Genomic DNA, 25,595 nt, shown 5'->3' on the forward strand with positions numbered 1-25,595 from the left:
GAAACGGGAGGAACCTTGAAGAAACTGCTGATCGCCCCGCTGGCGGTGGCGGCCCTGGCGCTGACCGGGCTCGTGCCGAGCGCCTCCGGCACGGCGACCGTGAAGAGCGACGACATGGCCACCGTCGCGGCGACGGCGAAGTGCAAGAGCCTCACGGCCCTGTCGACCGTTCACGTCCGCAAGTCGGCCAGCACCCGGTCCACCAGCCTGCGCCTCTGGTACAAGGGCACCAAGGGCTGCGACATCAAGGGCGTCGACGGCGGCTCGTACAAGAACACCTGCGGGATAGACAGCTACCACTACTGGCGCAAGGTCAACTACCGCGGCACCGTCGGCTACGTGCCCAACGTGTGCGTGAAGTACTCCTGACCCGCCCAGCGGACCAGCGTGTCCTCCGCCGCCGTCCGGTCGGCGGGGGACAGGTCCGCGAGGCCGGCCCCGTGATTCCCGCCCCGCACCCACAGTATCCGTGAGTCGGGACCCCCGGGGCGGAAGTGCTCGGCCACGGACGGGTCCTGGGTGCCGTGGACGAACAGCAGCCGGCTGCCGCGCCGCCGGACCCAGCGGTCGATGTCGGGCATGGCGGCCCGGTCGAAGCGCAGGGGGACGTCCCGGGGGACGAAACTGCGCGGCTCGGCGGCGCCGGGGTGGCGGAGCAGGTCCGCGAGGTGCGCGGCGGGGAAGCTGCCGTACCCGAGCTGGGTGCCGATCTGGTACCAGTACGGGATGTAGTTCCGGGCGGTCGTGTCGGCGTACAGCGCCAGGCCCGCCGTGTCGTCCAGCCAGGTGTACAGCTCCTCGTCCGTCGCCCCGGGGCCGGGGATCGCCGCGACATCGGCCGGCGTGCCCCGCTGCCAGAACATGAACGGCACCCGCAGGGCGGCGACTTCGAGCGCCTTGTCGGCGCTGCCGACGAGCCGGAAGGTGTCGCCGCGGGCGGCCGCCCAGGCCTCGTAGCGCGCGACCAGCTCGGTCCGGCGCAGCAGGATCGCCCGCTGGGCCGTCTTCAGGGCCTCCCGGGCGTCGGGAGTGCCGACCGTCTCCAGGAAGCGGAGATACGCGGAGTCGTCGCGGTCGTCGACGTTGTTCGGGGCCGAGTAGACCAGCGTGCCGTTCACGTCGTGGGGATGGAAACGGCGGTGGTAGACGCTCGCCATGCCGCCCTTGCTGCCGCCGGTGGAGATCCACGCGCCGGGGTAGAGCCGGCGGAAGAGCCGGACGACGCGGTGGTGGTCGTCGGCGGCCTGGCGGATCGTGAGGTGGGCGTAGCCCGGGCCGGCGGGGCGTGAGGCGCCGAAGTAGCGGTGCTCCACCTGGAGTTGGTTGGCGCCGAGCAGGACGGCCGGTTCGGTCCGCCGTGGGGTGAGGACCGCGTGGTAACCGGTGCTGAACAGCACGGTGGGGCGGTCGGCGGCGGTGTGGAGCAGGGTGAGGCGCTGCTCGAAGGTGCCCGCGGCGGGATCCGTGTGGTCGACCGGCTGGCGCAGGCCCAGGACGAAGTGCCGGTAGCCGGGTTCGGCGTCCTGCCGCTCTTCGATCAGGCGCAGTCCGGGAAGGGCCCGTAAGGCGTCGGCCACGTCGGCGTCCCCGTTGCGGGCCGTCGCTGCCGCCGCCCGCGCGGGCGGGGCCGCCGCGGTGACGAGGCCCGTCGCCGGGAGGGCCGTGGCCGCCGAGGTGGCGAGGCCCGTCGCCGGGAGGGCCGTGGCCGCCGAGGTGGCGAGGCCCGTCGCCGGGACGGCCAGGGCCGCCGAGGTCAGCAGCCGTCGTCTGGTCCATGCGGTCATGAGCCGAGTCCTCCCGGGTGTCCGTGCGGCGGGTGTGTGCGCCGGTCGCGGGCCGCGACCGCCTCAGTACATCCGCCGGACGGCCCGGGAGGATCCCGCGCACGGGGGTGCGCCCTCCCTCGCACGGGGGAGGCTCACGACTCCTCGCCGGCCGGGCCCTCCTCCCGTCCTTCCCGCTGCTGTCGTTGCTCCTGGAGCTTGCGCAGCAGTTCGCGCTTCTGTGCCTGCGGGTCGAGACCGCCGCCGATCCGGCCGGCCCGGCCGCCGCCGCGCAGTGCATTGCGGCCGAGGTTCCTGCGCGATCCGCCGACCCCCAGCATGTTTCCGGCTCCGCCTCGGGTCATCCCGGGCTCCTTCCCTGATTCCTTGTCGCAACGAGACGGTTCGTCTCGTGCGTACCGCTCCACTGTCCGCGAGACGCTCCGTCTTGTCAACCTGATAAATTCGACGCATGGCCGCCCAGAAATCCGCCCAGCACGCCCCCGGCAAGCCCACCCCCGACTCCACCCGGCGCAGCGAGAAGTCCCGCCGCGCCATCTACGACGCCGCCCTCGCGCTCGTCGTCGAGGTGGGCTACCCCAAGACCACCATCGAGGGCATCGCAGCCCGCGCCGGTGTCGGCAAGCAGACGATCTACCGGTGGTGGTCGTCCAAGGCGGACGTCCTGATGGAGGCGTTCCTCGACCTGGCCGAGCGGTCCGCGCCGGATGCCGGGCCGGAGCCGTACACCTTCCCGGACACCGGTGACGTCGCCGCCGACCTCAAGGCCGTCCTGCGCGCCACCGTCGACGAACTGCGCGATCCGAGGTTCGAGGCCCCCTCCCGCGCGCTGGCCGCCGAGGGCGTCGTCAACGAGCAGCTCGGGCGCGAACTCGTGGCCAAGCTCATGCAGCCCTCACTCGACCTCTACACCGGCCGGCTGCGCGCCGCGCAGGAGGCCGGCCAGGTGCGTCCCGACATCGACCCGCGCATCGCCCTGGAGTTCTTCATCTCCCCGCTCGCCCAGCGCTGGCTCCAGCACACCGGCCCGATCTCCTACGAGTACACCGACACCCTCGTCGACTACGCCCTTCACGGCCTGGCCCCGCGCTGAGCGGCCCGGGCCAGGCGCCCCGGCGCGTCCGTGATCACGCCGCCGCAGCCCAGCGCCAGCACCCGGTCCCGCTGCGCGTCCGTCAGGACGGTGTGCGCCCACACCCGCGCGATCCCCGAGTTCACCGCCCGCACCAGATCGGCGTCGCGCGCCCGGTGGTCCACGTCCAGCAGGTCCACGAACGACCGCCAGCGCTCCGGCCGGTCCGTGCGCAGCTGCTGCGCCGAGCGCCACAACTGCGTGAGCAGCCCGAGGCGGTGGACGCGCCGGGCCACCTCCGGGTCGTTGGAGTTCACGAACACCGAGCGGGTCAGGCCGCGGGCCCGGATCAGCTCGGCCAGCCGGTCCAGACTGCGCGGGTCCTTCGCCTCCAGCATCAGCACGATCCGCCCGCCGAAACGATCCAGCACCTCGGCGACCGTCGGCGGCCGCTCCGACCGCCAGCTCCCGGGGAGCCTGTCCTTCGGGCGCAGGCGTACGCCCCGCCACTCCTGGGCGTTCAGGCCCTGCACCGCGCCGCCCAGGTAGGTGGTGCGGTTCAGGGTCTCGTCGTGGAACACCACCGGCGTGCCGTCGCGCAGCAGCCGCGTGTCGAAGTCCAGCACCTGCGCGGTCCCGCGCTCGTAGGCGGTCGTCAGCCCCGCCATGCTGTTCTCGGGGACCTCACGGGCGCCGCCGCGGTGCGCGACGTACGTGACCCGGGGCAGGGCCGCCACGGTCAGCGGGCCCGCGCCCCACTCCAGCGGGGCCGGGGCACGGCCGCCGGGGCCCGTGAGGGTCAGTGAGACCACGGAAGCCGCGGAGGCCAGACCCGTCAGCGCGATCCATGTGACCATGGCGACCACGGTAGGGCGCCATGTCATGGCAAAGCAGGCAATGACACCCGATCATGAGGGAAGCGGCGTTCGCCGTTCCTTCTCCCTTCGGACGCCCGCTGTACGTTGCGCCCTTCCTGTCCTGGATGGTGGGCACTGGCCCCCCGGTGCACGGGATGATGGCACCATGAGGCATGCTGTTCCGCACGACGGCGAGGCGAGGGGATAGATGAGCGCGGAGTTCGGCGGCCGGACCGGCCTGCAGGGCAAACTCACCCAGTGGCTGCGCGCCGGGCGCCGGCCGAAGGAGACCGCCGGGGACGGCGGCCGTGAGGCCCTGCTGCTCGCCGCCGCCGACGCGGGACTGCCCCTCGCGCCCGCGGCCCATCCGGCGGCCGGGTACCGCTGCTCCTGCGACCGGGTCGGCTGTCCCACCCCCGCCCGGCACCCGGTGTCCTTCGCCTGGCAGACGCAGTCCACCACCGACCGCGCCCAGATCGAGCGCTGGGCCCGCCACCAGCCGCAGGCCAACTTCATCACCGCGACCGGCATGGTGCACGACGTCCTCGACGTGCCCCTCGATGCCGGTCGCGACGCGTTGGAGCGGCTGCTCGCCGCCGGTGTCGAGGTCGGGCCGGTCGCCGAGAGCGACGACGGCCGCCTCCTCTTCTTCACGCTCACCCGCGGCACTCCCGAGGACGAGGACGAGTGGTGGCCGTGCGAACTGGACTGCCACCCCGAGACGGCGGACGAGCACCCCGGGCTGCGCTGGCACTGCCGGGGCTCCTACGTCCTCGTACCGCCGGCGCGGCTGCCCGGTGAGGGCCAGGGGGTGCGGTGGGTCCGTGGGCCGGAGCACGCGCTGCCGGATCCGCTGAGCCTGCTGGAGGTGCTCACGGAGGTCTGTGCGCGCCACATCGGTGAGGACGCGGACCACTCCGCCGGCGCGGGCTGGCCCCTTCGGCACTGAGCCCCGCTACGAACCGACCGCCGACGTCAGGCCCTGGATCCTGCCCAGGATCGTCACCTTTCCCTGGCCCTTGGGGTCCAGCGCCACCTCGTTGGAGACGAACTCCATCGTGAAGGACTGCTTGATCTCGCCCTTCGTCAGGGCGAGGACGTCCTTGTTGGGGGTGGGGACGGACGTGCCCGCGTAGGCGGTCTGCTTCTCGAAGTGACGGGTGGTGAAGAACACCAGCGCTCCGCCGTCCGCCGTGCGCAGCGCCAGGGGGGCGTAGTCGCCGTTCGTCAGCGGCTCGTCGATGTACTGGGTGACCATGCCCGGCTTCTTGGAGTTCTTCTGCCGCGCGGCACGCCACTGGCTGGTGTGGGGGCCGTCCGTGAAGGTCTCTCCGCCGTTCTTCAGATACGTCGTGTACGTCCGGCTCAGGTCGCCGGGGTCCGTGGCCAGGCCGGGGGAGTTCACGGGGACGGGCTCGGCCCAGCCGTCGGCGTCCTTCTTGAACTGCGGGACCTTGCCGGGGGCGACGAGCGTCAGGTACGCCACCTGGAACGGGTCGTCCAGGCTGCTGCGGGTGAACACCAGCAGCCAGCGGGCGGTGCCGCCCTTGTTGCCGGCCGCGTCGACGACGAACCAGCGGGGCCAGCCGGCCTTCTTGGGGATCGTGAACTTCGCGTCCGTCAGCGTCAGCGGGGTGTGGTTCGGGTTGCCGTCCGGGTTGTTCGCCTTCCCGGCCTTGAGGCGGGCCGAGTCGATGTCGGCGAGGGCGCCGGTGGTGTGGTCGGCGTCCAGGGTGCCGTCGTAGGCCTTGTCGGCTTCGTTGTACGCGGCCGTGAACTCCTGGAGGGCCTTTGCGGCTTCGGCCCGGGTCGTGGACGGGAGGATCTCGCGTTCGCCGTGCACGACGACGCATCCACTGGCCGTCAGCGACAAAGCGGTCACCGAGGTTGCTATGAGGGCGCTCCGGGCGGGCCTGCGGAGCGTTCGAGGGTCGCGATCCCTGCTCATCGGGTACCTTCACCTTCCCCTTTCCGGAGGCGAACCCTACCGGGTGCCTCCGGCGGTCGGGCGCGGGGTGGGTGCGTCCGCCTGACACCGCTAGGCGAAACGGTCCAGGGGCTCTGCCGCGTAGGTGTTGTCGGGCAACTGCACATCGGTGAGCTCGAAGCGCTCCGGACCGTGGCCGACGTCGCGCCTGATGACGATGCCCGCGCGGCGCGTCGTGACATGGAGGACCGGGTTACCTTCCGGGTCCACGCTGTTGAGCAGGGTGTACCGGCGCAGCTTGTTACGCCTGCGCTGGACATACATCCCAAAGACGGCGACCACGAGCACGACGGCGAGGCCACCGAGGAACTCCGGCATCGCGTCCCGGAAGATGCTCATGCCGGTCCCGCTGATGCCGAGATGCTGATCGAGGGCCAACCTTGCCGTGCCCGACTGGACGTAGCCGTGGGCGGCACAAAGGGGGATGCACTTCATGGAACCCGGTCCTTCGGATTGCAGTTCTCGTCGCTCGTCGGCGGCAGCCGTGCCGAGCGGTCGGCGTGGATTCACCCGTCGTGGTGGTGGAAACGACCACACCGCTGAGCCACCGGCTCTCCGAGTAGCGGAGTACGGCAGTAGAGCGGCCGGTGTTCTCGGGAGAGGGACTAGTAGTCCTTGAGGACCTGAGACCGACTGGGATGCTGAAGTTTACGCAGGGCGTTTCCGTAGACCTTCCTGACTGCGTAGGTCGAAATGCCGTACTCCTCCGCCACCCTCTTCTGGCTCTTGCCCTCCATGACGAGCGCGGTGATCACCCGATCCTCCCTCTCGCTGAGGGTGTCGAGGACGGATCGCACCTGCTCGGCGAGGAGAACGCGGGTGGCGGCCTCGGCCGGGTCCTCGTCGTGATTCGGGATGTCGAGAGGCTGGTCGGACAGGAGAGCCAAGGGGATGCCCTTCAACTGGGTCTCCCAGGCCGGGCGGTGAAGCCGGTGCTGATGGGTTGCGTCCAACCGGAGCTGGGTGACGGTGTCGATGACCACGGAGAGTTGGTTGTCGACGCGGTTGCGGATCCAGTTGTTCTCGAGCAGAGCGGCGGTCGCGCCGTCCACACGGGTGTCGGACGGGTCGAGTCCGAGCCAACGCTCCACGAACCAGCGGACGGTGGCGACGTCACCGTCGAGCGCGGCCCCTCGAGCCAGCAGGGCGGATGCCAGCGTCACGCGAGCCAGCTCCCCCGTCGTGCCGCCCGCCCGGTACGCCAGATCGCACCAGCGTCGCAGGACGGCTCGCAGTGCTGGAACGACATCGCGGTCGTCGTCCCAGTCGAGATGAAGCACTGCGGGGAGAGTCGGCCGGATACTCAGGTGCAGGCCGACAGTGGTGCCGTCGCTCTCGGCCGGAGAAGGCAACGGCGCGCGGACCGTCCGCAGCAGAGATTCGGCGGGGTTGGAAAGAGCCGCCCAGACCTGGTGACGCTCAGGACCGACGAGGTTGAGCTTCCTGTAGGCCCGGACAGCCTTTGTGGTGACAGCGATGTTGGCCTTCTTCGCAGCGGGCGCAGCTTGGCCGGCTCCGTACTGCCGGAGGTACCCGACGCCGTCACTGGAGTCGGCGATGAGGCCCCAGACCGGTTCCAGAACCGGGCCGAGGTTACGAGCGACCTTGTGGGCACCGGTGATCACAGGGCCGCTCTCCAGCCGCCGAAGGTGCTGACGGACCAGTATGAGCTCGGCGATCAGGTCCCGTTCGACCGACGATGCGGCCGGGGTCGTCGCCGTTGGGGTACCGGCCTTGGCCATCAGTGCTCCTCGTTCCGCGGACCCTGCGGGCCCTCCTACTTATTGGGGCGAAAAGCGACGGGATGCGGTGAACCGCTGTGACCAGGGAAGACACGACTCCCAAGACGGTCACTTGGGATAACAGGCGGAAGGGCGGCCGTACCATCCGAAGCATGGAGCCCGATCCCTACGAGGTGCTCGATGACTGGCTGAAGCGTGCCCCTCTCCGACAACGCAGCTGCGACGCATACCGTTCCGAGGTGAACGCCTGGCTTGTCTACATCGGTGCACGCGTTTGGTCAGCCGATCGCGACGACGTCGACGCCTGGTCGGCGGTTGGTGCCAGGCCCCGTACCAAAGCGCGCCGTGTCTCATCGCTCCGCGGCTTCTACAACCATGCCCAGACCTACGACGCCTTCATCGACAACCCCGCCGAGCGCGATCTCCGGCCTTGTGTCACGCACCTCCCACCCGGCCGGCCGGCGCTCGACGACTCCCAGGCCGCCCTCTTCCTGAGTGCCCTCGACCACTACCGCGGCCCTCTGCCCCAACGCACCCGCGCTCTCGGCTACCTGATCCTCGGCATGGATCTCCGTGCGCACCAAGCCGTCGCCATCGACCTCAGCGACTGGATGAAAGACGAGCACCTCACCGCTCGTATCCGGCTCAAGGGCGGCAACACCGAAACCCGTTCGGTCCCACTACCCGTTGCGGCTGCGGTCGATGACTACTTCCCTCACCGCCGAACGGCGGCCCCTCACAGCTTCCCGGCCACCGGCCCACTGCTGACCAGCAGCCGCGGTCGTCGCCTCGACAGCCGTACGAGCCCTACCAGTCTGATGCGAGCCGTGGCTGCCAGTCATCCCCTCCTGGTCGGCATCGCGGCCACCGTGACCAGTGATGGGCTCGCCGCCACCCGCAGCCCGTTCGCGGGGGCGTGAAGTGGCGGTGTGTTGTCACGCCCCGTCGCGTACCGGCTCCTTCACCGGGGTCCGGGTCAGAGCCAGGAGCAGGGCCAGGGCCGGGATCAAGTACAGGAGCGCTACCGCTACTTGAGTGTCGTGGGGTCGGCCGTCCTTCGCGCCGCTCTTCTCGGTGCAGCCGGCGACGGAAGCGGGACGGGCGGGTCGCATGAGGTGGCTCAAAATCGCCCCCATGGGTGCGTCAAGGGAAGGTCAAAGGTCGCATCGCGACCCCTGGGTCACCGGTGCGCCCCTGACCGGCGAGAATGCCCCTCGTGACTGACTACGACGTGCTCCGCGTCTTCTGCGGGCCGAACGGCGGGTACGGCAACGAACTCGGGGTCGTACGCGAGGGATCCGTGATGCCCGAGCCGGAGGAACGGCAGGCGTTCGCCGCGAAGGCCGGATTCAGCGAGACGGTGTTCGTCGACGATCCCGAGCGCGGAGTGATCGACATCTACACCCCGGCCCTGCGGCTGCCCTTCGCCGGGCACCCCTGCGTCGGCACGGCATGGCTGCTCGACGTGCCCGAACTGGTCACGCCCGCCGGGGTGGTCGGCGCCCGGCAGGACGGGGAGTTCTGCTGGATCGAGGCCCGGGCGGAGTGGGTGCCGCCGCGGACGCTGCGCCGGTACGGCAGTGCCGCCGAGGTCGACGACCTGGCCGTGCCGCCGCCGGGGGTGGGGGCACCGCCCACGCCTTTCGGGCAGTGGGGGAGGGTGTACGCCTGGGCGTGGGAGGACGAGCCCGCCGGGCGGATCCGGGCCCGGGCCTTCCCCGGCCGGGGCGACGGCATCGACGAGGACGAGGCGACCGGGGCCGCGGCCCTGCTGCTCACCGACCGCCTGGGCCGGGCCCTGAACATCACCCAGGGCGCGGGCTCCCAGATCCTGACCGCGCCCCAGCCGGGCGGATGGACCGAGGTCGGCGGCCGCGTCCGCCTCGAACGCTGACCCGGACGGAGCGCGGCCGTACGGGTGGAACAGCGTGTGTGGGCGGCGGTGAACGGGGACCACTGGGCGTGACCAAGCACCACCGCGAGAGGAATCTCATGCGCATTCGATCCGCTCTGGCCGTCGTCGCCCTGACCGCCGCCCTGTCCGCCACCGGTGTGGCTGCGGCCTCCGCCAACGACGACGCGGAGTACCGCGACGACCACCACGTGGCGTGCAGCCCGTACTTCGGTGAGCTCGAGGCCGAGACCGCCGAGATCGAGTGGGGCGGGGCCGTCTGCCACAACGGTCCGTTCGACATCTGAGCAGGACAGGCCCGGCTCCCCTGCGAGCCGGCACCGGGGCCCCCTCGCCGCGCGCGAGGGGGCCCCGCCCCTTCACGCCGTCAGGGGGAACTCCGCGCCCAGCGCCTCGAACACCGCGTTGTTCAGCCCGTACGCCCGCTTGCACTCGGCCACGATCCGCTGCCGCTCCAGCTCGTCACCGGGCACCGCGTCCAGCAGCTGCGCGTAGGTCCGCTTGAAGGCGGCCGGGTTGGGGATCTCCTCGAAGACGTAGAAGCGGACCCCGTCGCCCTTCTTCGGGAAGCCCCAGTTCCGCTCGGCCGTGTCGCGGATGATCTGCCCACCCGAGAGGTCGCCGAGGTAGCGGGTGTAGTGGTGGGCGATGTAGCCGGCCGGCCAGTCGCTGACGCACTCCGTGATCCGCTCGGCGTACTCCAGGGTGGCCGGCAGCGCGCCGGCCGTCCTCCGCCAGCCGGGGCCGCGCAGGTACTCCAGGTCCCGCTCCAGCGCCGCGATGCGGAACAGCTCCGGCCGGACGAAGGGGCCGGCCACCGGATCCGCGGCGAGCCGGCGGGCGCCGGTCTCCAGCGCGCCGTACACGAACCACAACTGCTCCGTGTAGCGCGCGAACGCGTCGACCCCCAGCTTGTGGCCCAGCAGGTCGCCGATGAAGGTCGAGCCCCTGACCTCCTCGTGCTGCTCACGGGAAGCGGTACGAAGGAGCGAGGAGAAGGATTCCATGGGGCTACTTTTCCCGACGGGCTGTCGGTAAAAACCCCGGCACCGAAAGGAACGGCCCGCCCTCGCGGGAGAGGGCGGGCCGGGTGGCGGTGTGCGGGCGGCGGGGTTACGGCAGCGTCAGGATCTCCGCGCCCGAGTCCGTCACCACCAGCGTGTGCTCGAACTGGGCCGTCCGCTTCCGGTCCTTCGTCACGACCGTCCAGCCGTCGTCCCACATGTCGTACTCGTGCGTCCCGAGCGTCAGCATCGGCTCGATCGTGAACGTCATGCCGGGCTGGATGACCGTCGTCGCGTGCGGGCTGTCGTAGTGCGGGATGATCAGGCCCGAGTGGAACGACGAGTTGATGCCGTGCCCGGTGAAGTCGCGGACCACCCCGTAGCCGAAGCGCTTGGCGTACGACTCGATGACCCGGCCGATGATGTTGATCTGCCGGCCCGGCTTGACCGCCTTGATCGCCCGCTCCAGGGACTCCCGGGTCCGCTCCACCAGCAGCCGCGACTCCTCGTCGACGTCACCCACCAGGTAGGTGGCGTTGTTGTCGCCGTGCACACCGCCGATGTACGCCGTCACGTCGAGGTTGACGATGTCGCCGTCGCGCAGCACCGTCGAGTCCGGGATGCCGTGGCAGATGACCTCGTTGACCGACGAGCACAGCGACTTCGGGAATCCCCGGTAGCCCAGCGTCGAGGGGTAGGCGCCGTGGTCGCACATGTACTCGTGCGCGACCCTGTCCAGCTCGTCCGTGGTCACCCCGGGGGCGATCAGCTTCGCGGCCTCCGCCATCGCCCGGGCCGCGATCCGGCCGGCCACGCGCATCGCCTCGATGGTCTCGGGCGTCTGCACCTCCGGTCCGGTGTACGGCGTCGGCGCGGGCTTGCCGACGTATTCGGGGCGGCGGATGTTTCCGGGCACGGGACGGGTGGGGGACAGCTCCCCCGGTACGAGCAGCGACTGGCCAGACATGCCAGCGAGTCTAACCAGCGGCCATGGGGGAACATGTCGATGGCGAGAGGAGCTGGTCATGGCCCTGTTCAAGAAGCGCACGGTCGGCAAGCCGGGTGAGTGGTACTACTGCCTGGAACACAAGAAGGTCGAGGAGGGGCCGGAGTGCCCCAACAAGGACCGGTTCGGGCCGTACGCCTCCCGCACGGAGGCCGAACACGCGATGGCGACCGCCCGCGAGCGCAACCTCCAGTGGGAGAACGACCCCAAGTGGCACGACGCCCCGGCGGGCAGCCGGGACGACGAGAGCTGATCCCGCCGACGCCCGGGTCCGCGACAGCCGCGGACCCGGGCGTTCGCTCCGGCTCACCCAGGGCCTGTCGTTCGGGTCGGGCCCCGCGTCTGTGGCCTGATCCAAACGACAGGCCCTGGGACGCCCGGACCTCACCAGCGGGCCGGCGGAGGAGCCGTCAGATGCTCCGCAAGGCGCGCCACCCGGTCCCGGAAGCGGCGCCGCCCGCGCGGGGTCGGCAGGGCGTTCTCCCCGGCCGCCGCGCTGACCAGGTGCTGCACCGTGTCGAGGTCCAGTTCCGAACCGTCGGGCACGGCCAGGACCTCGTGCGCCAGGGACGGCAGCTCGCCCTGCCCGGGGCCGAGGGCCAGGACCGTCGCTCCGGCCCGACGGGCGTCGGAGACCCGTTCCGCGAGGGGTGCGGCGGGCGTCGCGGGGGCGACCACCAGCAGCGTCTCGCCCCGCCGGGCCGCCTCCAGCCGGCCCAGACCGACCGCCAGATGCGCCGGGTCCGAGGGGCGCGCGTCGTGCCGCACCAGCGTCGGGGCCAGCTCCGGAGTGCCCGACCAGGCGGCCTCGTCCACCAGGTGCGCGGCGAGATGCCACGGCTCGTACTGCGGCGTGCCGACCAGCAGCAGGCCGCCTCCGTGCGACACCACCGAGCCGCGCAGCGCCCCGGCGAACCGCCGCGTCGCCCCCAGCCACTCCGTCCCGGCGAGCACTTCCCGCAGCAACGCGACCCGAACCGCATCCATGGGAGCGCATCCTGCCCCGAACAGTCACTCGTGACGTGCGGTTCACCCCGCATTCGCCCGGGCTGGGTAGGCCGACCGGTCATCCGTACCGCCGTCGAACGACCGGAGGAACCCGCCGATGACCGAGACCAGCGTCCCCTTCCGCGCCGGACAGGAGGGGTACGCCAGTTTCCGTATCCCCGCCGTCGTCGCCACCGGCACCGGTGACCTGCTCGCCTTCTGCGAAGGCCGGGTCGGCTCCCGGGACGACTTCGGGAACATCGACATCGTGCTGAAACGCTCCACGGACGGCGGCCGCACCTGGGGCCCCCTCCAGGTCGCCGCCCGCAACGGCGACGCCCTCGCGGGCAACCCCGCGCCCGTCGTCCTGCGCACCGGCCGCGTCCTCCTCGTGCACGTGCGCAACGCGGCCCTCGCCACCGAGGACGCCATCCGGCGCGGCAAGGTGAGCGCGGCGGACCGACGCCGCGTCTGGGTTCGGCACAGCGACGACGAGGGCCGCACCTGGTCCGCGCCGAGGGAGATCACCCAGCAGGCCAAGCGGCCCGAGTGGCGCTGGTACGCCACCACCCCCGGCCACGCGATCCAGCTGAACACCGGCAGGGTCGTCGTCCCCGCCAACCACTCCCTGCCGCCCGCCGGCACCGACAACGGCACCGAGGGCAAGTACAACGGCGGCCACTGCCTGCTCAGCGACGACGAGGGCACCACCTGGCGGATCGGCTACGTCGACGACGACCCCGACGGGTACATCAACGCCAACGAGACCACCGCCGCCGAACTCCCCGACGGCCGCGTCTACTTCAACACCCGCAACGACTCGCCCTCACCCGGCACCCGGGCCGACGCCCACTCGGCCGACGGCGGCCGGACCCTGGTGAAGCCCTTCCGCCCCCAGGCCGGGCTCACCGCCCCCGTCTGCGAGGCCGCCGTCCTCCAGCTCCGCGACCCCGACCTGCTCCTGTACTCCGGCCCCGCCGACCCGGGCTTCCGCGCCCTGATGACGATCCGTGCCTCCACCGACGGCGGCACCACCTGGCGTCCGGCGTACACCGTGGACGGCCTGCCCGCCGCGTACTCGGATCTCGTACGCGTCGACGCCGGCACCGTGGGCCTGCTCTACGAGACCGGGGACTTCAGCGCCTACGAGACGATCACCTTCCGGCGGGTTCCCGTGACGGAGCTGACCTGAGCCTCCCGGCGCGGTGACGCGGCCGTAGAGTCGGGGCCATGACCTCTACCGACAGTGCTGCCGCCGACCACGCCCAGAAGGCCCCCGCCAAGGACCCCTGGGACCTGCCCGACGTCTCCGGACTCGTGGTGGGGGTGCTCGGCGGGACCGGGCCGCAGGGCAAGGGCCTGGCCTACCGGCTCGCCAAGGCCGGCCAGAAGGTGATCATCGGCTCGCGTGCCGCCGACCGCGCCCAGGCGGCCGCCGACGAGCTCGGCCACGGCGTCGAGGGCGCCGACAACGCCGAGACCGCCCGCCGCAGCGACATCGTGATCGTCGCCGTGCCCTGGGACGGCCACGGCAAGACCCTCGAATCCCTGCGCGAGGAACTGGCCGGCAAGCTCGTCGTCGACTGCGTCAACCCGCTCGGCTTCGACAAGAAGGGCGCCTACGCCCTCAAGCCCGAGGAGGGCAGCGCCGCCGAGCAGGCCGCCGCCCTGCTGCCGGACTCCCGGGTCACGGCCGCCTTCCACCACCTGTCGGCCGTGCTGCTCCAGGACCCGGAGATCGACGAGATCGACACCGACGTGATGGTGCTCGGCGAGGTCCGCGCCGACGTCGAGATCGTCCAGGCCCTCGCCGGCCGCATCCCCGGCATGCGCGGCATCTTCGCCGGACGGCTGCGCAACGCCCACCAGGTGGAGTCGCTGGTGGCGAACCTGATCTCCGTGAACCGCCGGTACAAGGCGCACGCGGGCCTGCGCGTCACCGACGTGTGAGCCGGTGACGGGCATGGGGGACACTGGACGGCACCAGCAGTGCCGCAGTGTCCCCCGACAGGAGTCGACCCCATGCCCCGCCTCGCCCTCTACGCCCTGATCGTCTGCGTGCTCTCCGTGGCCGCCGCCGTGGTCTCCTTCACGCGGGGCAGCTTCCTGGGGATCGTGTGGGTGCTGCTGGCGGGCCTGTCGTCCAACATGTGCTGGTACTACGTCAAGCGCGCCAAGCAGCGGAAGTCCGTCGCCGGCTGACCCGCGCCCGTCAGGGGGCCGCCGAGCAGAACTCGTTCGAGCCCTGCCAGAAGCGGTACAGCTCCTGACCGCAGTACGTCTCGACGTCGCTGATGCCGAGGGACTTCAGGATCGTGTCGATCACGTCGAAGAAGACGCCGTTCACCGCAGGCAGCCACAGCAGCGCGAACACGAACAGCAGACCGAACGGCGCGAACGGCTCCACCTGGCGCCGGATGCCGTACGACAGCCAGGGCTCGATGACGCCGTAGCCGTCCAGGCCCGGCACCGGCAGGAAGTTCAGCAGCGCCGCCGTCACCTGGAGCAGGGCGAGGAAGGCGAGGGCGAACCGGAAGTCGTTCGGCACGCCGTCCAGCGCGTCCAGCCAGAACGGGGCGGTGCAGACGACGGCGAACAGCACGTTCGTCAGCGGGCCCGCCGCCGAGATCAGACTGTGCTTCCAGCGCCCCTGGATCCGGCCCCGCTCGATGAACACGGCGCCGCCGGGCAGTCCGATCCCGCCCATGATCACGAAGATCACCGGGAGGACGATGCTGAGCAGGGCGTGTGTGTACTTCAGCGGGTTGAGGGTCAGATAGCCCTTGGCGCCGATGGAGATGTCGCCGCTGTGCAGGGCGGTGCGGGCGTGCGCGTACTCGTGCAGACACAGGGAGACGATCCACGCCGCCGTCACGAACAGGAACACGGCGACGCCGGGCTGCTCGGCGAACCCGGTCCAGGTCGCCCATCCCGTGACCGCCGTCACGGCGACGATCCCGATGAAGACGGGACTGATACGCCGCTCGCTGTGGCGGGTGGTGGCGGTGGTCATGGGGCTCCCTGCACTCGTCGACACCGGGTGGGACGGCCCGACGGTACCGGGCACAGGTGAAAAACGTCTCGCGCGGGGCGGTCGGTTCCGGGGAGGCTGGGGGCATGGGGCTGTGGCACGTGTTCCACGAGGACTGGCAGATGGAGAGCTGCGACGCCCCGCCGCGCCGCCAACCGCCGTGACCCACCCCCGTAACACCGGAGACAATGAGCCCGTGCACTACCGCATCCTCGGCACCACGCAGGCGCTCCGCAGTGACGGGTCGGTCGTTCCGGTAGGCGGGGCGCGGCTGCGCGCGTTGCTGACCGTGCTCGCGCTGCGGGCCGGACGGACCGTGCCCGTGGGGCTGCTCGTCGACGAGGTGTGGGGCGGGCAGCCGCCCGCCGACGCGCCGGGGGCGCTTCAGGCACTGGTCGGGCGGTTGCGGCGGGCGCTCGGGGCGGGCGCGGTCGCCTCCGCCGAGGGCGGGTACCGGCTCACGGCCGCGCCCGACGACGTCGACCTGCACCGGTTCGAGCGGCTGGCCGGCGAAGGGCTGCGGGCGCTGGCCGACGGCGACCCCGCCAAGGCCGCCGTGGTCCTCGACGACGCCCTCGCCCTGTGGCGCGGCCCCGCTCTCGCCGACCTGCCCGACCGCACCGCCGAGGCGGCCCGCCTGGACACCCGCCGCCTGGACGCGCTCCGGGCCCGGCACACCGCCGCCCTCGCCCTGGGCGGGGCCGAGCAGTCGCTGCCGGAGCTGACCGCCCTGTGCGACAGCCACCCCCTGGACGAGCCCCTCCAGGCCCTGCGGCTGCGCGCCCTGCGGGACGCCGGACGCGCGGCGGAGGCACTGGACGCCTACGAGGACGTCCGGCGTCTCCTCGCCGACCGCCTCGGGGCCGACCCGGGTCCGGAACTGCGCGCCCTGCACACGGAGTTGCTCCGGCTGGGGGACACATCCGTGCCCGCGCCGGCCCGGTCGGCCGGCAACCTCCGGGCCCGCCTCACCTCGTTCATCGGCCGGGAGACCGACATCGAGACCATCCGCGGAGATCTCGCGGAAGCCCGGCTGGTCACGCTGCTCGGCCCCGGCGGCGCCGGGAAGACCCGGCTGTCGCAGGAGACCGCGGAGACCGTGCGCGAGGCCATGCCCGGCGGCGTGTGGCTGGCCGAACTCGCCCCCGTCGACGACCCGGACGCCGTGCCGGAGGCCGTGCTCACCGCCGTCGGCGCCCGGGAGACCGTGCTGTACGGAGCCGGCGCCGAGGGCATCCGCGCCGCCGTCGCCGACCGGCTCGACGACCCCGTCGAGCGGCTCGCCGAGCACTGCGCCCGCCCCCGCATGCTGCTGATCCTCGACAACTGCGAACACGTCGTCGACGCCGCCGCCCGGCTCACCGAGGAACTGCTGGAGCGCTGCCCGGACTTGACCGTCCTGGCCACCAGCCGTGAACCCCTCGGCGTGCCTGGCGAGTTGCTGCGGCCCGTGGAGCCGCTGCCCGAGCCGGTCGCGCTGCGGCTGCTGGCCGACCGGGGCGCGGCGGCCCGGCCCGGCTTCCGGATCGAGGACGACCCCGGGGCGTGCGCCGAGATCTGCCGCCGCCTCGACGGCCTGCCGCTGGCCATCGAACTGGCCGCCGCCCGGCTGCGGATGCTCACACCCCGCCAGATCGCCGACCGGCTGGACGACCGCTTCCGTCTCCTCACCTCCGGCAGCCGCACCGTCCTGCCCCGCCAGCAGACCCTCAGAGCGGTCGTCGACTGGTCCTGGGACCTGCTCGACGCGGAGGAACGCGACGTCCTGCGGCGGCTGTCGGTGTTCGCCGGCGGCTGCGACCTGCCCGCCGCCGAGGCCGTGTGCGGACCGGCCGCCCTGGAGGTGCTCGGCTCACTCGTCGACCGCTCCCTGGTCGTGGCCGCCCCGCCGGACGGCTCCGCCGACGGGGAGATGCGCTACCGGCTGCTGGAGACCGTCGCCGAGTACGCCGCCGAGCGGCTGGACGAGTCCGGGCAGCGCGCCGAGACCGAGCGGGCCCACCTGACGTACTTCCGTGAACTGGCCCGTGTCACCGACCCGTTGCTGCGCGGCCCCGGCCAGCTCACCGCCATCCACCGGCTGGAGCGCGAGTACGAGAACCTGCGCACCGCGCTGCGGCACGCCGTCGCCCTGCGCGACGAGCAGGAGGCGCTGTGCCTGGCGCTGTCCCTCGTCTGGTACTGGCAGATGCGCGACCTGCGCATCGAGGCGCGCAACTGGTGCCGCGAGGTGATGGCGCTCGGCCCCGACCCGTTCACCGAGCCCGTCCGCCCCGCCACCGCGGTGTGGCAGCGCTGCACCGACGCCCCGCCCCCGATGACCGGCGAGGTCCTGTGGGAGGCCCGGCGCGGTATCCATCTCGCCCATCTCGCCTGCATGGACACCGAGCTGGACGCCTGGCAGAACCCGGAGTCCCAGCGGAAACTGCGCGCCATCGCCGGGACGTACGAGCCCGGCCTGCCGCAGAACTGCCGGCTCCCCGGCCTGCTCTGGTTCTTCGCCGTGATGCTGACCGGCGACATGGACCGGCTGCGCGTCATCATCGACGCGTCCATCCGCACCTGCCGACGGACCCCGGGCTTCGACTGGGAGCTCGCCTCCGGCTTGCAGATGCGGGCCAACTTCCTCGCCAACCGCACCGATTGGGCCGGTGACGCGGCCCGTGACGCCGACGAGTCGCTGGAGATCTACCGGCGCCTCGGTGACGCCTGGGGTACCGCCGAGGCCCTCTCCGCCCGCGCCGAGGCCCACGAGCGCAAGGGCCACTACGCCCTGGCCGCCGCCGACTACGAGGCGGCCATCGCCCATGCCGAACACCTCGGCGCCCGCGCCCAGGCCGCCGTCCTCAGCGCCCGGCTGGGCAGCGCCCTGCTGGAGGCGGGCGAGGACGAACGCGGCGAGCGGCTGCTGCGCGAGGTGATCGCCCAGCACGAGGACTCGCACAGCGAGGCCATGCCCGCCGCCCGCCTCTTCCTGGCCGGCCGGCTGGGCATGACGGGCCGCACCGCGGAGGCACGCGAGCAGCTGAAGCGGCTGCGCCGGGATTTCCGGATCGCCCACTTCGTCGTCTTCGACGCGTTCATCCTCGGCGCCGAAGCGTGGCTGGACGCCGCCGAGGAACGCTACGACGAGTGCCTGGACCGGGTCCGCCGGGCCCTGGAGCGCGCCGCCGACCCGCTGTCGTCGGCCATCGCACCCTATTTGCGCGCCGTGTACCTGACCGTCGGGGCCGGAGCCCTGGCCGCCCACGAGGGCGGGCGCCGCGCCGCGGACGCGGCCCGTTGTCTCGGCGCCGCCGACGCCCTGCTGCCGCCCGGCCACATCGCCCCGCAACAGGAGCGCGAGGTCCGTGAGCGGGCGGAAGGAAGGGCGCGTGCGGTCCTCGGCGACCCGGCGTACGAGTCCGCGTACGCGCAGGGCGGAGGCCTCTCCCCCGAGGAGGCCACCGCCCTGCTCTGACGCGGATCCGGGCCGTCCGGTCAGTTCTTCGTGCGGAACTTGTGGATCGCGACCGGCGCCATCACGGCCGTGATCGCCACCGACCATCCGAGCGTCACCCACAGGTCGTGCGCGACCGGCCCGCCCACCATCAGTCCGCGCGCGGCGTCCGCGAGGGTCGACAGCGGGTTGTAGTCGGTGAACGCCTGGAGCCAGCCCGGCATCGATGTGGTCGGCGCGAAGATCGACGAGCCGAACTGGAGCGGGAACAGCACCAGGAAGCCCATCGCCTGCACGGACTGCGCGTTCTTCAGGATCACGCCCAGGGTGAGGAACACCCACATGATCGACGAGGCGAAAGCCGTGGACAGGGCCACGGTCGCGAAGAGCCCCGGCCAGTTCGTGATCTCGAACCCGACGGCCACGGCGACGATCATCAGCACAGCGGTCGCGAACAGCATCCGCATCAGCTCCACCGAGATCTTCGCGAACAGCACCGAACCGCGCCCGATCGGCAGCGACCGGAACCGGTCCATCACACCGGAGTTGAAGTCCTGGCTGAAGCCGGTGCCGACGCCCTGGGACAGGGTCATGCTCATCATCGCGATCATGCCCGGGATCACGTACTGCACGTACCGGTCCTGCCCGCCGCCCAGCGCCTGCCCGATGGAGCCGCCGAAGACGAAGACGAACAGCAGGGTGAAGATGACCGGCATCAGCAGCGCGTCGGCCATCGACTCCGGGTCCTTGCGGATCCACAGCAGGTTGCGGCGGATCAGGGCCCCGGTGTGGCGCAGGTGGCCGCGCAGCGGGATACGGGCGTCCGAGGCGGCGTCGTTGACGGTGACGGCGCTCATACGGCGGCCTCCTGAAGGTCTTCGGCGGGCACGGCGTCCTGCGGGGCACTGGCACGGTGGCCGGTGAGGGACAGGAACACCTCGTCCAGGCTGGGCAGTTCGGTGGTGATGGAGGAGAGCGTGATGCCGCGCGCGGTGACCGCGCCGACCACGGCCGTCAGCTGCTCGTCGCTGAGGATCGGCACGAGGACGTCGCCCCGGTCGGCGTCGACGGTCGTGGTGGCGAGCCCGGTGATCCCCAGCTCGTCCAGCGCGCCGGCGAGGGGCCGCAGGTGCGTGGGGTCGGCCGGACGGATCCGCAGCGCACGGCCGCCGACCTTCGCCTTCAGCGCCTCGATCGCGCCCCCGGCGATGACCTGGCCGCGGTCCACGACCGTCAGCTCGGAGGCGAGCTGTTCGGCCTCCTCCATGTACTGGGTGGTGAGCAGCACGGTGACCCCGTCGCCGACCATGCGCTTGACCTCGTCCCACACCTCGTTGCGGGTGCGGGGGTCGAGGCCGGTGGTCGGCTCGTCGAGGAAGAGCACGGCCGGCCGGCCGATCATCGACGCGGCCAGGTCCAGCCGGCGCCGCATCCCGCCGGAGTACGTCGCCGCCGGCCGCTTGGCCGCCTCGGTCAGCGAGAAGCGCTCCAGCAGCCCGTCGGCACGGGCGCGGGCCTCCTTGCGGGGCAGATCGAGCAGCCGCCCGATCATGTACAGGTTCTCCCAGCCCGAGAGCTTCTCGTCCACGGACGCGTACTGGCCCGTGAGCCCTATGACCCGCCGCAGCTGCCGCGGCTGCCGTACGGCGTCGTACCCGGCCACGGTGGCCTGCCCCGAGTCGGGCGCCAGCAGGGTGGACAGGATCCGCACCAGGGTGGTCTTCCCGGCCCCGTTCGGCCCGAGCACCCCCATCACGGTGCCCTCCCGCACCTCCAGGTCGACCCCGTCCAGTGCCTTGGTCTCCCCGTAGTGCTTCACCAGCCCCCGCACGGTGACAGCGGCGCCGCTGGTCTGTGTGTCGATTCGCGTCATGGGACAGACGGTCCCAGGCCCCACCGACAAACCACCGACAAGCCGCCGACACCCGCTGTCGGTGGTCCCGGCGAAAGGGGACAGCCCGTCGACTGGGGGAGATCGACGGGCTGTCCGTGGTACCGCTGTGGTCTGCTGTGACTCTGTGACGTCCTAGTGGACGGAGTTCTCCTCCTGCGGGAACGTTCCGCCGACCACGTCCTCGGCGAACGCCTGCGCCGCGCTCCCCATGACCTCACGCAGGTTCGCGTACTGCTTGACGAACTTCGGCACCCGCCCGCCGGTCAGACCCAGCATGTCGGTCCACACCAGCACCTGCGCGTCGGTCTCGGGGCCCGCCCCGATGCCGACGGTCGGGATGTGCAGCACCCGCGTCACCTCGGCGGCCAGCTCCGCGGGGACCAGCTCCAGCACCACCGCGAACGCGCCCGCGTCCTGCACGGCCTTCGCGTCCCGCAGCAGTTGCTGGGCCGCCTCCTCGCCGCGGCCCTGCACCCGGTAGCCCATCGCGTTGACCGACTGCGGGGTCAGGCCGATGTGCGCCATGACCGGGATGCCGGACTCGACGAGCAGCCGGATCTGGTCGTACGACCGCTCACCGCCCTCCAGCTTCACGGCCTGCACGCCCGCCTCCTTCACCAGCCGGGTCGCCGAGCGCAGCGCCTGCACCGGACCCTCCTGGTAGGAGCCGAAGGGCAGGTCGCCGACGATCAGGGCGCGTGAGGTGCCCCGTACGACCGCCGCCGACAGCATCGTCATCTCGTCGAGGGTGACGGGCACGGTCGTCTCGTACCCGAGGTGGCAGTTGCCCGCCGAATCGCCGACGAGCATCACCGGGATCCCGGCCTCGTCGAAGACGGACGCGGTCATGGCGTCGTACGCGGTCAGCATCGGCCACTTCTCGCCGCGCTCCTTGGCGGCGGCGATGTCGCGCACGGTGATACGGCGGGTGCCCTTGCCCCCGTACAGCGCCCTGCCGCTGCCGGAGGGCTTCATCTGAGCAGTCTGGGCAGCCGGAAGCTGCGTCATTGCACGGCTCCTAACACGTCATCTCGAGGCGCCCTGACGGCGTCCCCGGACCACGTCCATGGTGGCACCTCGTGCCATCGAGGGCTAGGGGAGCCCCTGTGAGTTCCGTCCGCGCGTCCACCGGGGCCGGGACGTGAATGCCGCGTAAGATCCCGGTAAGAGAATTCCAATACGAGACGGTCTCGTATCGAAATGCTTCTAGGCTCGGTGCCATGACTGCTCCTGCCGAACCGGCCGCCCCCACCGGCCCGCGCGTACCGGAAGCGGTGCACCGGCGCCGCTGGGCGATCCTCGGCGTGCTGATGCTGAGCCTGCTGATCGTCGTGCTCGACAACTCGATCCTGAACGTCGCCATCAAGACGATCTCCACCCCGGCCCCCACCGGCCTCGGCGCCACGCAGAGCCAGCTGGAGTGGGCCATCAACGCCTACACCCTCGTCTTCGCGGGCCTGCTGTTCACCGCCGGGCTGCTCGGCGACCGGCTGGGCCGCAAGAAGGTGCTGATCGGCGGTCTCGCCGTGTTCGGCATCGGCTCGGCGCTCGCCGCGTTCTCCGGCTCCCCTGGCCAGTTGATCACCTTTCGGGCCGTGATGGGCCTGGGCGCCGCGTTCGTGATGCCCGCCACCCTGGCCGTCCTCATGAACGTCTTCGAGCGCGAGGAGCAGCCCAAGGCCATCGGCATCTGGGCGGGCGGCGTCGGCCTCGCCGTCGCCATCGGCCCGATCACCGGCGGAGTCCTGCTCGACCACTTCTGGTGGGGCTCGGTCTTCCTCGTCAACGTGCCGATCGTGCTGCTCGGACTCGCACTGATGCTCTGGCTGGTGCCGGACTCCCGCGATCCGAAACCGGGCCGGCTCGACCCCGTCGGCGTCGTGCTGTCCGTCGTCGGCCTGGTCCTGCTCGTCTACGGCATCATCAAGGGCGGCCAGCTCGCCGACTTCACCGACCCGACCGTGCTGGCGACCATCGGCGCCGGCCTCGCCGTGCTCGTGGCGTTCGTCGTGTTCGAGAAGCGCAGCGACCATCCGTCGATAGACGTCACGTACTTCAAGAACAAGGTCTTCTCGGCCGCCATCGCCGCCGTGGCGCTGGTCTTCTTCGCGCTGATGGGTGTGACCTTCTTCTCCGTCTTCTACACGCAGAGCGTGCGCGGGTACTCGCCACTTCAGACCGGGCTGCTGATGCTGCCCCTGGCCGCCGCCCAGTTGATCTTCGCGCCGCGCGCCCGGCTGGTGGTCGACCGCTTCGGCAACCGGGTCACGACCACCGCCGGCATGGTCGTCATCGCCGCCATGCTGGGCGCCTTCGCCACCCTGGACGGGGACACGCCCATCTGGATCCTGGAAGTGATCTTCTTCCTCATGGGTGCCGGCATGGCGCACATCATGACGCCGGTCAGCGTCGTCATCATGCAGGCCCTGCCCCGCGAGAAGGCGGGCTCCGCCTCGGCGCTCAGCAACACCTTCCGGCAGGTCGGCGGCGCCCTCGGCATCGCCGTCCTCGGATCGGTGCTGTCCACGGCCTACCGCACGGGCATCGAGGACAAGCTAGGCGTCCTGCCCCCGGCCCTGCGGCACACCGCCGGGGAGTCCATCGAGGCCACGCTCGGCGTCGCGGACAAGCTGGGACCGCGGGGGGAGTCCCTCGTGGCCCCGGCCTACGACGCGTTCCTGCACGCGATGCACGTCACCGCCCTGTGGGGCGCGGGCGTCGCCCTGATCGGCGCGGTCGTCGTGGCGCTGTTCCTGCCGGGCAGGCCGCCGTCGCCCCAGAGAGCGCAAGGGGACAAGGAGTTGTCGCACACGGGTTCGTAGACCTGCGGGAGAATGCACTCCCCGCGCAGCCGGGAACGGTCTCCACCCCCGTCAGGAAGGACGCAGCGACGTGAGCCTCGCCGAACGGCACACCCCGCCCGACGGCCCCGCGAGGGGGCGTCCCAGAAGCGAGGCCGTCGAGCGGGCCATCATCGAGGGCGTGATGAGGCTCCTGGAGGAGGGCGTGCCCCTCGCGGAGCTGTCCATCGAGCGCATCGCCCGCACCGCGGGCGTCGGCAAGGCCACCATCTACCGCCGCTGGAGCGGCAAGGAGGAACTCTTCGTCGACGTCGTACGCGCCGCCGAACCCCCCGACCCGCCGCTCCCCGGCACTTCCATGCGCGACGACCTCGTCGTCCTGCTGGAACAGGTGCGCCGGCGCGGCCTGGCCAACCGCTCCTCGGCGATCCTGCACAGCGTGCAGGCCCAGATGAAGAGCAGTCCGAAACTCTGGGCGGCGTACCACGCCACCGTCGTCGCCCCGCGCCGCCGGCTCGGCCTGGAGGTTCTGCGCCGCGGCCAGGAGAACGGCGAACTGCGCACGGACCTCGACCTCGAACTGCTGAACGACATATTCGTCGGCCCGATGCTCCTCCGCGCCGTGCTGCACACCGACGCCGACCTCCCCGCCGACCTCGCCGGCCAGGTCGTCGACACCCTCCTCGAAGGCCTACGCCCCGTCAGTTCCGAGTCCCACCGGCCCGGGTGAGTGTGCGCGTTTCGTCACAGACGGCGCTTTCGGCGGACGGGACCGGAACTCTCCTCGGGGGCTCGGACGTCATCGCCCCCGTACGGCCGTCGCAGGACGGCGGGAACGGAACGGATCATCCCCTAGGGTCGTAAGGACACGGGGGCGATGGTGTGCACGGCAGGCAGTGAGGCGACGGTATGGCGCAGCAGGCGTACATGACGGAGACGGACAACGGCGGCTCGGGGCCCGAGCACCGGGGAACCCGGCTTCGGCGCCTGTTCGACCGGCTGGCGGGTCCCTGGCGGGGCGACCCGCGGATCTGGCGGCGCGGACTGGTCGTCGCCGCGTGCGCGGTGCTGCTGGCCCTGGTCATGGTGCTGCACTCGCGCATCCCGAACACCATCGGCAATCTGGGCAGTCTCACCGAGACGTTCCTGCCCTGGCTGGGGCTCCTCGTCCCGGTGCTGCTCGTCCTCGCCCTGGTCCGCAAGTCCGCGACCGCGCTGATCGCGGTGGTGCTGCCGTCCGTGGTCTGGCTGAACCTCTTCGGCGGCCAGCTCAGCGACAAGACCGCGACCGGCGGCGACCTCACGGTGGTCACGCACAACGTCAACGCCGACAACCCCGACCCCGCCGGCACCGCCCGTGACGTGGCCGCCTCCGGCGCGGACGTGCTGGCCCTGGAGGAACTGACGCCGGCCGCCGTCCCGACGTACGAGAAGGCGCTGGCGCCGACGTACCGCTACCACTCCGTGCAGGGCACGGTCGGGGTGTGGAGCAAGTACCCGCTGAGCGGCGTGCGGGACGTCGACCTCGACATGGGCTGGACGCGCGCGATGCGCGCCACCGTGACCGCACCGTCCGGGCAGGTCGCGGTCTACGTCGCCCATCTGCCCTCGGTGCGCGTGAAGATGGAGGCCGGTTTCACGGCCCGCCAGCGCGACCGGAGCGCCGACTACCTCGGCGAGGCCATCGCCCACGAACCGCTGAAGAACGTCGTCCTGCTCGGCGATCTGAACGGCACGATGAACGACCGCGCGCTCAACGCCGTCACCTCCCAGATGCGTTCCACGCAGGGCGCGGCCGGCAACGGGTTCGGCTTCAGCTGGCCCGCGTCGTTCCCGATGGCGCGCATCGACCAGATCATGGTGCGGGGCCCGAAGCCGGAGAGTTCGTGGACCCTCCCGCAGACGGGCAGCGACCATCTGCCGGTCGCGGCTCGTGTGAGGGTCACCACAAGCGGCTCCTGAAAACCGCTGGTCAGGGCAGTCCGGACAGAAATCCGCAACCTCGGCGTCACCGCGTGGAATAGTGCGCCTGCGAGACTTTGTTCCGTACTTGAACATACGCGTACGGATCTCCAAGCA

General features: G+C 71.6%; 27 protein-coding genes. 14 read left to right on the forward strand and 13 right to left on the reverse strand.

All coding sequences use genetic code 11. From position 1 onward, the window contains the following. The first annotated feature begins 15 nt into the window (after positions 1-15). Complete coding sequence (locus tag AB0E85_RS06005; RefSeq protein WP_361922959.1) at positions 16-369, forward strand: hypothetical protein; 354 nt, start codon at positions 16-18, stop codon at positions 367-369. On the opposite strand, the gene AB0E85_RS06010 is transcribed toward AB0E85_RS06005, so the two are convergent. Next, positions 336-1,784 (reverse strand): S28 family serine protease, encoded by a 1,449-nt coding sequence (locus AB0E85_RS06010; RefSeq protein WP_361922962.1) that lies wholly within the window; start codon positions 1,782-1,784, stop codon positions 336-338. The genes AB0E85_RS06005 and AB0E85_RS06010 overlap by 34 nt on opposite strands. 134 nt (positions 1,785-1,918) lie before the next feature. Further along, complete coding sequence (locus AB0E85_RS06015; protein ID WP_361922965.1) at positions 1,919-2,128, reverse strand: DUF6243 family protein; 210 nt, start codon at positions 2,126-2,128, stop codon at positions 1,919-1,921. Between the two features lie 107 nt (positions 2,129-2,235). On the opposite strand from AB0E85_RS06015, the gene AB0E85_RS06020 reads away from it, so the two are divergent. Next, positions 2,236-2,877 (forward strand): TetR/AcrR family transcriptional regulator, encoded by a 642-nt coding sequence (locus AB0E85_RS06020; RefSeq protein WP_361922968.1) that lies wholly within the window; start codon positions 2,236-2,238, stop codon positions 2,875-2,877. Here AB0E85_RS06020 and AB0E85_RS06025 read toward each other — a convergent pair. Beyond that, a complete protein-coding gene (locus AB0E85_RS06025; protein WP_361922970.1) occupies positions 2,856-3,713 on the reverse strand; it encodes a glycerophosphodiester phosphodiesterase in 858 nt (285 codons plus the stop codon). The two genes, AB0E85_RS06020 and AB0E85_RS06025, sit on opposite strands and share 22 nt — an antisense overlap. A gap of 208 nt (positions 3,714-3,921) precedes the next feature. On the opposite strand from AB0E85_RS06025, the gene AB0E85_RS06030 reads away from it, so the two are divergent. Further along, a complete protein-coding gene (locus AB0E85_RS06030; RefSeq protein ID WP_361922973.1) occupies positions 3,922-4,662 on the forward strand; it encodes a bifunctional DNA primase/polymerase in 741 nt (246 codons plus the stop codon). Positions 4,663-4,668: 6 nt separating this feature from the next. Here AB0E85_RS06030 and AB0E85_RS06035 read toward each other — a convergent pair whose 3' ends face one another. From AB0E85_RS06035 to AB0E85_RS06045, 3 genes are all read right to left on the reverse strand, one after another. Then, the gene (locus tag AB0E85_RS06035; RefSeq protein ID WP_361922976.1) at positions 4,669-5,661 is read right to left on the reverse strand and encodes a hypothetical protein; all 993 of its coding nucleotides are present in this window, start codon (positions 5,659-5,661) and stop codon (positions 4,669-4,671) included. Positions 5,662-5,751: 90 nt separating this feature from the next. Then, complete coding sequence (locus AB0E85_RS06040; protein WP_361922979.1) at positions 5,752-6,135, reverse strand: hypothetical protein; 384 nt, start codon at positions 6,133-6,135, stop codon at positions 5,752-5,754. 170 nt (positions 6,136-6,305) lie between these two features. Beyond that, positions 6,306-7,442 carry a sigma-70 family RNA polymerase sigma factor gene (locus AB0E85_RS06045; protein WP_361922982.1) on the reverse strand — a complete coding sequence of 379 codons (1,137 nt, stop codon included), beginning with the start codon at positions 7,440-7,442 and terminating at the stop codon, positions 6,306-6,308. Between the two features lie 152 nt (positions 7,443-7,594). On the opposite strand from AB0E85_RS06045, the gene AB0E85_RS06050 reads away from it, so the two are divergent. The 3 genes from AB0E85_RS06050 to AB0E85_RS06060 all read left to right on the forward strand — a co-directional run bounded on the left by AB0E85_RS06050 (position 7,595) and on the right by AB0E85_RS06060 (position 9,641). Further along, entirely contained in the window at positions 7,595-8,362 is a 768-nt protein-coding gene (locus AB0E85_RS06050; protein WP_361922985.1) for a hypothetical protein, read from the forward strand. 296 nt (positions 8,363-8,658) lie between these two features. Continuing rightward, positions 8,659-9,336: a PhzF family phenazine biosynthesis protein gene (locus AB0E85_RS06055; protein ID WP_361922987.1), complete on the forward strand. Its 678-nt coding sequence runs from the start codon at positions 8,659-8,661 to the stop codon at positions 9,334-9,336. Positions 9,337-9,434: 98 nt separating this feature from the next. Beyond that, positions 9,435-9,641, forward strand: coding sequence for a hypothetical protein (locus tag AB0E85_RS06060; RefSeq protein WP_361922990.1), 207 nt, complete (start codon positions 9,435-9,437; stop codon positions 9,639-9,641). A 72-nt stretch (positions 9,642-9,713) separates the two neighbouring features. Here AB0E85_RS06060 and AB0E85_RS06065 read toward each other — a convergent pair whose 3' ends face one another. Continuing rightward, a complete protein-coding gene (locus AB0E85_RS06065) occupies positions 9,714-10,361 on the reverse strand; it encodes a biliverdin-producing heme oxygenase (RefSeq protein WP_361922992.1) in 648 nt (215 codons plus the stop codon). Between the two features lie 106 nt (positions 10,362-10,467). Further along, on the reverse strand, positions 10,468-11,325 hold the full coding sequence (gene map / locus AB0E85_RS06070) for a type I methionyl aminopeptidase (RefSeq protein WP_033305987.1): 858 nt from the start codon (positions 11,323-11,325) through the stop codon (positions 10,468-10,470). 58 nt (positions 11,326-11,383) lie between these two features. On the opposite strand from map, the gene AB0E85_RS06075 reads away from it, so the two are divergent. Then, positions 11,384-11,617, forward strand: a complete 234-nt coding sequence (locus AB0E85_RS06075) for a hypothetical protein (RefSeq protein ID WP_031105401.1) — start codon at positions 11,384-11,386, stop codon at positions 11,615-11,617. A 131-nt stretch (positions 11,618-11,748) separates the two neighbouring features. On the opposite strand, the gene AB0E85_RS06080 is transcribed toward AB0E85_RS06075, so the two are convergent. Next, on the reverse strand, positions 11,749-12,351 hold the full coding sequence (locus AB0E85_RS06080; RefSeq protein WP_361922995.1) for a hypothetical protein: 603 nt from the start codon (positions 12,349-12,351) through the stop codon (positions 11,749-11,751). 118 nt (positions 12,352-12,469) lie between these two features. Here AB0E85_RS06080 and AB0E85_RS06085 point away from each other — a divergent pair, with 118 nt between their 5' ends. From AB0E85_RS06085 to AB0E85_RS06095, 3 genes are all read left to right on the forward strand, one after another. Next, positions 12,470-13,543 (forward strand): sialidase family protein, encoded by a 1,074-nt coding sequence (locus tag AB0E85_RS06085; protein WP_361922998.1) that lies wholly within the window; start codon positions 12,470-12,472, stop codon positions 13,541-13,543. Between the two features lie 38 nt (positions 13,544-13,581). Then, positions 13,582-14,301 carry an NADPH-dependent F420 reductase gene (gene npdG / locus AB0E85_RS06090; RefSeq protein WP_361923001.1) on the forward strand — a complete coding sequence of 240 codons (720 nt, stop codon included), beginning with the start codon at positions 13,582-13,584 and terminating at the stop codon, positions 14,299-14,301. A 72-nt stretch (positions 14,302-14,373) separates the two neighbouring features. Further along, on the forward strand, positions 14,374-14,553 hold the full coding sequence (locus AB0E85_RS06095; protein ID WP_361923003.1) for a hypothetical protein: 180 nt from the start codon (positions 14,374-14,376) through the stop codon (positions 14,551-14,553). Positions 14,554-14,563: 10 nt separating this feature from the next. Here the strand turns inward: AB0E85_RS06095 and AB0E85_RS06100 are convergent, their stop codons facing one another. Beyond that, positions 14,564-15,364, reverse strand: a complete 801-nt coding sequence (locus tag AB0E85_RS06100) for a site-2 protease family protein (RefSeq protein ID WP_361923006.1) — start codon at positions 15,362-15,364, stop codon at positions 14,564-14,566. 214 nt (positions 15,365-15,578) lie between these two features. Here AB0E85_RS06100 and AB0E85_RS06105 point away from each other — a divergent pair, with 214 nt between their 5' ends. Further along, a complete protein-coding gene (locus AB0E85_RS06105) occupies positions 15,579-18,842 on the forward strand; it encodes a BTAD domain-containing putative transcriptional regulator (protein WP_361923009.1) in 3,264 nt (1,087 codons plus the stop codon). A gap of 20 nt (positions 18,843-18,862) precedes the next feature. On the opposite strand, the gene AB0E85_RS06110 is transcribed toward AB0E85_RS06105, so the two are convergent. The 3 genes from AB0E85_RS06110 to panB all read right to left on the reverse strand — a co-directional run bounded on the left by AB0E85_RS06110 (position 18,863) and on the right by panB (position 21,723). Further along, positions 18,863-19,678, reverse strand: a complete 816-nt coding sequence (locus tag AB0E85_RS06110; RefSeq protein ID WP_361923012.1) for an ABC transporter permease — start codon at positions 19,676-19,678, stop codon at positions 18,863-18,865. After that, positions 19,675-20,694 (reverse strand): ATP-binding cassette domain-containing protein, encoded by a 1,020-nt coding sequence (locus tag AB0E85_RS06115; RefSeq protein WP_361923014.1) that lies wholly within the window; start codon positions 20,692-20,694, stop codon positions 19,675-19,677. Before AB0E85_RS06115 ends, AB0E85_RS06110 begins: the two co-directional genes overlap by 4 nt. Before the next feature lie 153 nt (positions 20,695-20,847). Next, positions 20,848-21,723: a 3-methyl-2-oxobutanoate hydroxymethyltransferase gene (gene panB, locus AB0E85_RS06120; protein WP_361923017.1), complete on the reverse strand. Its 876-nt coding sequence runs from the start codon at positions 21,721-21,723 to the stop codon at positions 20,848-20,850. A gap of 212 nt (positions 21,724-21,935) precedes the next feature. On the opposite strand from panB, the gene AB0E85_RS06125 reads away from it, so the two are divergent. The 3 genes from AB0E85_RS06125 (at position 21,936) to AB0E85_RS06135 (ending at position 25,478) form a co-directional block, all read left to right on the forward strand. Continuing rightward, positions 21,936-23,537 carry an MFS transporter gene (locus AB0E85_RS06125; protein ID WP_361923020.1) on the forward strand — a complete coding sequence of 534 codons (1,602 nt, stop codon included), beginning with the start codon at positions 21,936-21,938 and terminating at the stop codon, positions 23,535-23,537. Positions 23,538-23,607: 70 nt separating this feature from the next. Continuing rightward, a complete protein-coding gene (locus AB0E85_RS06130) occupies positions 23,608-24,246 on the forward strand; it encodes a TetR/AcrR family transcriptional regulator (RefSeq protein WP_361923023.1) in 639 nt (212 codons plus the stop codon). A 179-nt stretch (positions 24,247-24,425) separates the two neighbouring features. After that, positions 24,426-25,478 carry an endonuclease/exonuclease/phosphatase family protein gene (locus tag AB0E85_RS06135; RefSeq protein ID WP_361923026.1) on the forward strand — a complete coding sequence of 351 codons (1,053 nt, stop codon included), beginning with the start codon at positions 24,426-24,428 and terminating at the stop codon, positions 25,476-25,478. Positions 25,479-25,595 lie beyond the last annotated feature (117 nt).

Source organism: Streptomyces sp. NPDC029044 (genome assembly GCF_040637495.1).
In the GTDB taxonomy this organism is placed as follows: domain Bacteria; phylum Actinomycetota; class Actinomycetes; order Streptomycetales; family Streptomycetaceae; genus Streptomyces.

Coding starts and splice junctions, on each gene's coding strand:
- AB0E85_RS06125 (WP_361923020.1), top strand. CDS start 21,936: ATGACTGCTCCTGCCGAACCGGCCGCCCCCACCGGCCCGCGCGTACCG.
- npdG (WP_361923001.1), top strand. CDS start 13,582: ATGACCTCTACCGACAGTGCTGCCGCCGACCACGCCCAGAAGGCCCCC.
- AB0E85_RS06100 (WP_361923006.1), bottom strand. CDS start 15,364: ATGACCACCGCCACCACCCGCCACAGCGAGCGGCGTATCAGTCCCGTC.
- AB0E85_RS06040 (WP_361922979.1), bottom strand. CDS start 6,135: ATGAAGTGCATCCCCCTTTGTGCCGCCCACGGCTACGTCCAGTCGGGC.
- AB0E85_RS06010 (WP_361922962.1), bottom strand. CDS start 1,784: ATGACCGCATGGACCAGACGACGGCTGCTGACCTCGGCGGCCCTGGCC.
- AB0E85_RS06045 (WP_361922982.1), bottom strand. CDS start 7,442: ATGGCCAAGGCCGGTACCCCAACGGCGACGACCCCGGCCGCATCGTCG.
- AB0E85_RS06020 (WP_361922968.1), top strand. CDS start 2,236: ATGGCCGCCCAGAAATCCGCCCAGCACGCCCCCGGCAAGCCCACCCCC.
- AB0E85_RS06050 (WP_361922985.1), top strand. CDS start 7,595: ATGGAGCCCGATCCCTACGAGGTGCTCGATGACTGGCTGAAGCGTGCC.
- AB0E85_RS06060 (WP_361922990.1), top strand. CDS start 9,435: ATGCGCATTCGATCCGCTCTGGCCGTCGTCGCCCTGACCGCCGCCCTG.
- AB0E85_RS06075 (WP_031105401.1), top strand. CDS start 11,384: ATGGCCCTGTTCAAGAAGCGCACGGTCGGCAAGCCGGGTGAGTGGTAC.
- AB0E85_RS06115 (WP_361923014.1), bottom strand. CDS start 20,694: ATGACGCGAATCGACACACAGACCAGCGGCGCCGCTGTCACCGTGCGG.
- AB0E85_RS06080 (WP_361922995.1), bottom strand. CDS start 12,351: ATGGATGCGGTTCGGGTCGCGTTGCTGCGGGAAGTGCTCGCCGGGACG.
- AB0E85_RS06025 (WP_361922970.1), bottom strand. CDS start 3,713: ATGGTCACATGGATCGCGCTGACGGGTCTGGCCTCCGCGGCTTCCGTG.
- map (WP_033305987.1), bottom strand. CDS start 11,325: ATGTCTGGCCAGTCGCTGCTCGTACCGGGGGAGCTGTCCCCCACCCGT.
- AB0E85_RS06135 (WP_361923026.1), top strand. CDS start 24,426: ATGGCGCAGCAGGCGTACATGACGGAGACGGACAACGGCGGCTCGGGG.
- AB0E85_RS06085 (WP_361922998.1), top strand. CDS start 12,470: ATGACCGAGACCAGCGTCCCCTTCCGCGCCGGACAGGAGGGGTACGCC.
- AB0E85_RS06065 (WP_361922992.1), bottom strand. CDS start 10,361: ATGGAATCCTTCTCCTCGCTCCTTCGTACCGCTTCCCGTGAGCAGCAC.
- AB0E85_RS06095 (WP_361923003.1), top strand. CDS start 14,374: ATGCCCCGCCTCGCCCTCTACGCCCTGATCGTCTGCGTGCTCTCCGTG.
- panB (WP_361923017.1), bottom strand. CDS start 21,723: ATGACGCAGCTTCCGGCTGCCCAGACTGCTCAGATGAAGCCCTCCGGC.
- AB0E85_RS06030 (WP_361922973.1), top strand. CDS start 3,922: ATGAGCGCGGAGTTCGGCGGCCGGACCGGCCTGCAGGGCAAACTCACC.
- AB0E85_RS06015 (WP_361922965.1), bottom strand. CDS start 2,128: ATGACCCGAGGCGGAGCCGGAAACATGCTGGGGGTCGGCGGATCGCGC.
- AB0E85_RS06110 (WP_361923012.1), bottom strand. CDS start 19,678: ATGAGCGCCGTCACCGTCAACGACGCCGCCTCGGACGCCCGTATCCCG.
- AB0E85_RS06035 (WP_361922976.1), bottom strand. CDS start 5,661: ATGAGCAGGGATCGCGACCCTCGAACGCTCCGCAGGCCCGCCCGGAGC.